This window comes from Komagataeibacter intermedius TF2 (genome assembly GCF_000964425.1).
Lineage (GTDB): Bacteria > Pseudomonadota > Alphaproteobacteria > Acetobacterales > Acetobacteraceae > Komagataeibacter > Komagataeibacter intermedius.
In genome coordinates, this window is the sequence record NZ_BANF01000120.1 from 1 (window position 1) to 7,329 (window position 7,329).

5 protein-coding genes are annotated in these 7,329 nt (G+C 57.7%); 2 read left to right on the top strand and 3 right to left on the bottom strand.

Features of this window, described 5'->3' with window-relative positions; all coding sequences use genetic code 11:
• Window positions 1–305 precede the first annotated feature (305 nt).
• Window positions 306–911, top strand: coding sequence for a hydroxyethylthiazole kinase (locus B7449_RS13425; RefSeq protein ID WP_025440090.1), 606 nt, complete (start codon window positions 306–308; stop codon window positions 909–911).
• A gap of 5 nt (window positions 912–916) precedes the next feature.
• Here the strand turns inward: B7449_RS13425 and B7449_RS13430 are convergent, their stop codons facing one another.
• Genes B7449_RS13430 through betC form a run of 3 tightly spaced genes read right to left on the bottom strand, consistent with a single transcriptional unit; the run spans window position 917 to window position 6,109 of the window.
• A complete protein-coding gene (locus tag B7449_RS13430; protein WP_110557782.1) occupies window positions 917–2,167 on the bottom strand; it encodes an MFS transporter in 1,251 nt (416 codons plus the stop codon).
• On the bottom strand, window positions 2,164–4,566 hold the full coding sequence (locus tag B7449_RS13435; protein WP_039736189.1) for a TonB-dependent receptor: 2,403 nt from the start codon (window positions 4,564–4,566) through the stop codon (window positions 2,164–2,166). The genes B7449_RS13430 and B7449_RS13435 overlap by 4 nt, the downstream gene beginning before the upstream one ends.
• Before the next feature lie 10 nt (window positions 4,567–4,576).
• Window positions 4,577–6,109 carry a choline-sulfatase gene (gene betC, locus B7449_RS13440; RefSeq protein ID WP_025440093.1) on the bottom strand — a complete coding sequence of 511 codons (1,533 nt, stop codon included), beginning with the start codon at window positions 6,107–6,109 and terminating at the stop codon, window positions 4,577–4,579.
• A gap of 121 nt (window positions 6,110–6,230) precedes the next feature.
• On the opposite strand from betC, the gene B7449_RS13445 reads away from it, so the two are divergent.
• Entirely contained in the window at window positions 6,231–7,157 is a 927-nt protein-coding gene (locus tag B7449_RS13445) for a LysR substrate-binding domain-containing protein (RefSeq protein ID WP_048883698.1), read from the top strand.
• Window positions 7,158–7,329: the final 172 nt, after the last annotated feature.

The following is a 7,329-nucleotide window of genomic DNA, read 5'->3' on the forward strand; positions in this document are numbered from 1 at the left end:
AGGACCACAGGGAGCCGTCCACACCATCAGTTCTCAGTGAAAATTAACAGCCGGTTGGATGCAGGCAGACACAAGCCATACGATAGTTCTGGACGCGTCAATCAGACTGCATGCCGATTCTGTATTGCGGCGAGGCTGGCTCTGGCCACGGCGGCGACCCATCTTCCCTTCAGGCGCCTGTATGATGATCCGATGAACGGATGGACCGTCGATCCCGCGTGCTCAGTGGCATGTCACAGCTAACCGATCGGCTATGAACCGGCCAATGCTGGCCGGTATGGCCTAGTGAAACAGAAAGGATCGTAATGGATGCGCGTTCTTGGACATCCCTGAGCGTAAGTGAGGAATTCATGTGCTTCAAAGCACGCAAGCCGTTCTGCTACGGCATCACGAATTACATCGCCGCCACCCTGTCGGCCAACGTCCTGCTAGCGGTCGGGACTGACGCGCCAGCCTACGATCAGGTCGTGTGGGATCTGCTGACGTTCCGCCTGACCGCGATCCGGGATAATGCTTCGGAACTGATCGCCCTGGCCGACGGCACAGGTAGCGGGCGCGGTATCGATACCACGTTAACATCCGATCAAGCCCAACCTTTTTTGCAGAATCTGGCCGCGCGCACCGGCACGATTGCCGCAGTCAGCGGTCCGGTAGACTATATCACCGATGGTGTGACCACTCTGACCCTTTCCGGGGGAGACGCTCGCCTGACACTTATGTCACCGGGGCGGGGCGCACTAGGTGCTTACAGCGGCGTTATTGCCAACGCGGGATCCAAGCCAGAAGCGGTAGCTGCGGCCCATGCGCTGTATGCCGAAGCCGCGCATAGAGCCAGTGCAGCCCGCGAAACCGCCAGCTTCGCGATCGCGTTTATCGATCATCTCTCGGTGATCGAGGTTGATTTGCCTTAGGATCCCTAAAAATAGGTATCTAGTCCTGATCGTACATATACCTGCTTATTTTTACACGATCGATGCTGGGACATGGAGCGATTACGAGTCCTACCATGCATGCTAAAATAAAGACCGACAACCAGCAGGGTGCTGACCAGACAGTTGCCCATGCCCAGCAGCCCAACGCCAAGGAAATGCCCATTGCGTCCCAGCAACCCGGAAAGCGGGGTCACACTGGCCTGTGATATCATCCACCCCCCACTGCACAGGGTCGCCAGCCTGCCGGTCGGGTCCATGCGGCAAGCGATGCCGATCAGATTGGGATAGATGAAAAACCACAGTGCATAATTAAGCAGGAACGCCGTGCAGAAGGCGGGAATGCTCCACGGAACGGCCTGCACGACACAAGCCAGCGCGGTTAGGAGGACGGCGGGTGCCAGCAGACGGAAGGCTGCCCTACCATCCCCCAACAGCGAGCCTGCGATACACATTGCAAGACCACCTATATTAGCAACCGCTGCAAGCCAGCCAAACGCCGTATTCGTCAATCCAGCCAGATGCCCCACATGGGCGGAAAATGGCCATATGGCCAGACTGCCACTGGTATAGAAAACAACGGCGGCAATAATGAACCGGGGATGGACACAAGACCGTTCGCCTGACCGGGTTATGGACACACGATGAGACCGGGGTATGCTCGATCGGGAGGTCGTAAACCCCATAAGGGGTAGGAGGAAGACGACCAGCAGCGCCAGAAAGCCGAATACCCCTGCCCTGCCCCCGAGTGCCGTCGCCTGCGGCAGAAGCAGGCTGGCGATGGTGAACACCACGGTCTGCACGATCATGACCAGCGACAACCTGCGTGCGGGCGCATGAGACCGGGCAGTGCCGATATTGACCACAGCATTCAACATACCCAGTCCCGTCCCGGCCAGTAGGCGCAGTGCCAGTAGTATACCATAGCTGGCCACAATGGCAGAAGTACCTTGAGCCACGACGACCATGATACCTGCCACCAGCGCCACCCGGCGCAGGTGTAGACCCGCAGCCCATGGCGAGATACCGAACATAGCCCCAGCATAGGCCAGCATTTCGACCGTGCTCCAAATTCCTGCCTGAAAAGTGTTGAGATGCAGGTCGGTCATGAGCGCACTGACCGCGAACGGTCCAAGCGAGTTCATGCTATGGGCCGCGCAGTCAGCGGCGCTGATACCCACCCATTCCCATCGTCCGGCAGTCTCCGCTGGTGCGCGGAGTTCGTTGGTACTGGTCATAAGGAACGGAAGACCTCAAAGCCAAAGCTGCGCAGTTCACCGGGATAGCGGCTGATATTGCCGTTGAAAAATTCCCCAAATGCATTAGTATAAGTCAACTGATTGGTAATGTTATGCATCCAGAAGGACACTTCAGTTTTCTTGTCCAGCGAATGCCAGGCTACGCGCACATTGCCCATAAGGACTGGTTTCTGTGAAAAAGCGTTGCGGACAAGAGCCTGTGCCTGCGCGGATGAAAGCAGCGCACCCGGTGTGGTGGGCGTGGCGTCCGACCATGCCTGAAAACGGTAACGGCTGGTGTAACGCCAGTCTGTCTGGAAAGCGAAGTCACCGAATGAGACGGGCAATGTGTAACTAAGCAGCAGATTGGCGGTGACACGTGGCGCGCGCTCCAGCGGTTGTCCGGACAGATTGACCGGATTGCCGCCATTGAACGGCGTGGGCGCGCTGGCATTGGTAAAGCTGGTGTAATGGGCGTCCTGATAGGTTACACCAAATGTCGCGAGAAAATTATCTAGCGGTCGCACCTGCCCCTCGAACTCGAAGCCGTTGGATACGGCGCTGGCGGCATTGGTGGTGTGCGTACCGGTATTCTGCAAGATCGTGACCTGCATGTTGTCGTAGTCGTAATGGAAGCCGCTCAGGTTGATCTGGGCGCGTCCCTTCCACAGCCGAGCTTTGACTCCACCTTCGTAGTCTGTCAGCGTTTCCGGGTTATACAGGCTAAAATCAGACGCCGTGGCAACATAGGTATTGTAATTGCCAGTACGGAACCCCCGCGCATAGCGGAGATAGCCCATGATGTTGCTGTTGAAGCGGTATTTAAGGCTGGCGTCCTCGCTGTCCCTGTTGAACGTCTTTTTCAGCGTCGGACCGTTGATGGCGCTGCCTGTCGCGGGATCGATATAGGTGTTCGTGTTGGTGTTGATGTAGGTCAGCACCCGGTCGGATGTATTATAGGGGCTGCCAGCCTGCGTGGCATAGGCCCACGCCTCGCCATTGGCCTGACGGGTTTCCGATGTGAAACGCGCGCCGACATCCAGCGTCAGCCGGGGCATCAGGTCAACCGAAATAGCGGAAAATACGGCTGCATCCTGTGTGTTGATATTGAAACTGGACGCGTTGCCGCCCGCGCCAAAATCAACCGGGCTGTAGAGTGGCTGCTGGCTGTAGGACTGGGTCAGGTTGCGCATGTAATAGACACCGCCGATGTAGCGTATCTTTTTGCTCTGGGGCGATGCAACGCGGATTTCATTGCTCAGCACACGCGCGACGCCGCCGATGTTTTCCTGATAGTCGATCGGGGCAGGACTAGCGTCATCGTCGGAAAAGACATTGAAGTGATTCCATTCCAGCCCGAAAATATCCGTCAGTGTCCAGCCATGGGCAAAGGCGTACTGCGCATTGACCGACAGACCCGACCGGCGCGTTGTCGCGTCACTCCGGCCATTGTTCTGCAGGTTGCGGGCCGATGTCTGGGCATAGCCCTGATCATCCTTCCCCCCGGCCAGCAGGCCCACATGGTCCAGTTCCACATCGGTCTTGTTACGCCCGATATGACCTTTGACGAGTATGCTCAGATTATCAGTGGGCTTGGCCAGTATCTCGCCACGCATGTCGTAATACTGGTAACCGTTGGCATCTTCCTTCCGGTAACTATCATGGTATTGGCCGGAAAAATCCTGGTTGGTGATGGCAAAGCGCGCCATCAGGCGATCCTTGACAATAGGGCCGCCAATCGCCCCTTCCTCCCCCAGCCGCCCATAATTGCCAGCCGTGCCCCGCACGTAGCCGTCCAGATGATTGGTGGGTCGTTTGGTATAGTAATTGACGGTGCCCGCTGTGGTATTCTTGCCCTGCAATGTGCCCTGCGGTCCACGGAATACCTCGACATGGTCCAGATCATAGATCGGTACCCCCTGCGAGGCCCCACTGTCCAGAAACACGTCATCTTCCGACACGCCGACCGCCGTGGTCATGTTGGCCGAGAAGTCATTCGTGCCGATACCGCGCAGACGGTAGCGCGGATTGGCGGAGCCTGATGTGGTTTCGGCCATAAGCCCCGGAACGTCATGGGCCAGGGTCAGGGCATCCCGCACGCCCGTAGTCTGCAACGTGTTGCCAGACAGGGCGACGATGGAGGCAGGAATGGTGCTTGATCGCTGGGTCCGCCGCGTGGAACGGACGGTTATTTCCTCCACGCCACCTGCGTCTTTCCTTGCAGGTCTGTCGCTGGCCATCGTCGTTCCGGGAGCATAGCGCGACGATTTTGACCGTTTTGCGGCGGGTTGGGTATCGGTCAGGTCTGCCGCAAAGGATGCACAGACGCAGGGTAGCGTGCCAGCCGAAAGGGCGAAGACGAATGTCGTCACATATGACAGGGTGGGAATACGGTTCATGGCGAATGTCTCACCGGACACTGGGAGGATAAAGCCGCGCTTCAGTCTCAAGCGTTTCCAGAGGCTTGTGATTGCGGATGTATGCGTTGTGGGCATTGGGCGGAGGCTGGTAGTCCCAGTGGGTACAGGTCCCCATCGCCAGCGAGCGGCTGACCAGTTGCCGCCGTTGCTGGCTGGCAATGACATCGCGGGTAATGCGGGCATAATCCCATTTCTTATGCGTTTCTTCCCTGAAGGCCGCCAGTATGGCTGCCGCAGCATTGCTGCCATTCAAATTGCGGGTTTCATCCGGATCATCGTTCAGGTCGAAAAGCTGGTCGGGTTCGCCGGGGGTATGGATGAACTTCCATTGGGCGCGGCGAATCATGCTCACGGGCGCTGTCGTGCCTTCCCCGCAATATTCGCCAAACACGCCATCATGGCCGCCTAATCCATTCAGATGGGGAACAAGGCTGCGGCCATCGGTGCGGGGTGCAGGTGGCGCTCCCGCCAGTGTGCACAGCGTCTCCCCCACATCCACCAGCGAGACCGCATCGCGTACAATGCGAGGGCGAAAAAAATCCAAGCCACTGAATATCAGCGGCACGCGCGACGCCCCTTCATGAAAGGACATCTTGTACCACAGACCGTGCTCGCCCAGCATTTCACCATGATCACTGGTGAATACAATCACCGTGTCGCGGTCCAGCCCCGTTTCCTGCAGCACCGCGCGCAGCCGTCCTACCTGATGATCGATATACGAAATTGCGCCGAAATAGGCCCGCCGCGCACGCAGGGCTGCCTGTGGCGTCGCGGGGTCGGCCGTAATGCCGCACGCCTCACGTATGCGGATAACGGCGGGATGAGGATCCTGTGCCAGATCTACCTGGGGCGACGGAATGGGGACACCAGCATACCGGTCCCACCATTCCTGCCCGATATTGAATGGGTCATGTGGATGGGTGAAGGAGACCAGCATACAGAACGGACGCCCATCGCGCGTGCGGGCCAGATCATACAGCTTACGGCGGGTGGCGAAGGCGACTTCCTCGTCATAATCGATCTGGTTGCTGCGTACGACCGGACCGGCCTGATGAACTGAATCCATGGAATGGTACCAGTCCGGCCGGATTTCCGGGTGCAGCCAGTCAGGCACCCAGCTGAAATCGGCAGGGTAGATATCGGTTGTCAGGCGTTCCTCAAACCCGTGCAACTGGTCCGGCCCGACAAAATGCATCTTGCCCGAAAGGATCGTCCGGTACCCTGCAAGTCGTAGCCGGTGGCCGAATGTCGGAGTATCGGCGTGCCATTCACAGGCATTGTCATACACGCCGCTTATGGTGGGCAGGAGGCCGCTCATGAACGCCGCCCGCGACGGACCACATAATGGGCTGTTGGTATAAGCGTTACCAAACACCACGCCCTGCCCTGCCAGATCCGTCAGGTTGGGGACGATGACGGGCGATGGATCGCGACCGCCCAGAACTGCGGGAAGCAGCGCTGCCGTCAGCTGATCTGCCAGCACCACAAGGAAATTGGGACGGTTGGACTGCTGCTCGAGCATGGGTCTCTATCTCACGAATATACAACGTATTACGATAGTGAATTGTGTATGAAATTAATATGCATCAGTTAATGTGGTTTGTGATGTCATTTTGTTCTTATGCGTGGTATAATTAATAATTATGACAGGATACATAGTTGATTATCTAATGGGTAATGCGCGGGTGCTCGAAGCGGCGGGCCGTCTAGGCAGTTTCAGCGCTGCTGCGGCCGAACTGGGCATGACCCAGCCCGCCGTCAGCCAGCAGATTGGCCATATCGAACGTGTCGTTGGTATGCCGCTGTTCATGCGCAGACATCGCGGGGTTGCGCTGAACGAGGTTGGCCGCACGCTAGTTGCCGCGGCGTCGGAAGCACGGGCTACCATCAGGACTGCGCTAGAACAGGCTACGGCCGTTAGCCGGGATAGAGTCCTGAATGTGCTGACAGATTATGGTTTTGCCGCCAACTGGCTGATTTCCCGTCTGCCGGATTTTGAAAAAATCTGTCCGGGCATAAAAATCCAGATCCTGACAACCCAAGCGCTACAGGCCCAGCCCCCCTTGGGGATAACGGCGGATGTCTCCATCCTGTTTGAGGCTGCCGTCCGTAAATCAGGCGAAAACCGCGTTACGCTGTTTGAGGAGGAAGTCTATCCTGTATGCAGTCCCGCGTACGCGCGCACCCATGGTCCCTTTACGACACTGGCTGATCTGGGACGTGCACATCTTCTACACCTGAATGGACATGAGAACCTGTGGTTTACATGGACGGACTGGTTTGCCCGGATGGACCCGAACCCGTCAGTGCGGGGCAGCCAGCAGACGGCACGTTTCCGGGCTTTTGGCAACTATCCCCTGCTGCTGCAGTCTGCCATGCAAGGGGAAGGCATCGCGCTGGGGTGGCGGCCGCTGGTTGATACCTGTCTGGAAAGCGGCGTGCTGGTCAAAGTCTGGCAGAAACCACTCAGAAGTCGCCGGGGCTATGTGCTGACGGCCCGCACACCGCGTAGTAGTCAGGCTGAGCTGTTCTGTGACTGGCTTGTCAACCTCAGCCGCATGAGTATCTGACCAGAATGTCCGGCAAGAACCTGTCCAGGACAGATGGAATAGTCCAGCTCGGCTTCTTCCAGAAACTGAACTACCCTGGGTTTACCGGAGCATAAACCCTATGGCCGAGAAGAAGAAAATATCGCGTTACTGGCCGAACGCGAAGTGCGCTCCATCGCCTACCAGACAAAGA

What these genes read in the sequence shown, in the direction of transcription:
- B7449_RS13445 (WP_048883698.1), top strand. Translation starts at nt 6,231, where the DNA reads ATGACAGGATACATAGTTGATTATCTAATGGGTAATGCGCGGGTGCTC.
- B7449_RS13430 (WP_110557782.1), bottom strand. Translation starts at nt 2,167, where the DNA reads ATGACCAGTACCAACGAACTCCGCGCACCAGCGGAGACTGCCGGACGA.
- betC (WP_025440093.1), bottom strand. Translation starts at nt 6,109, where the DNA reads ATGCTCGAGCAGCAGTCCAACCGTCCCAATTTCCTTGTGGTGCTGGCA.
- B7449_RS13425 (WP_025440090.1), top strand. Translation starts at nt 306, where the DNA reads ATGGATGCGCGTTCTTGGACATCCCTGAGCGTAAGTGAGGAATTCATG.
- B7449_RS13435 (WP_039736189.1), bottom strand. Translation starts at nt 4,566, where the DNA reads ATGAACCGTATTCCCACCCTGTCATATGTGACGACATTCGTCTTCGCC.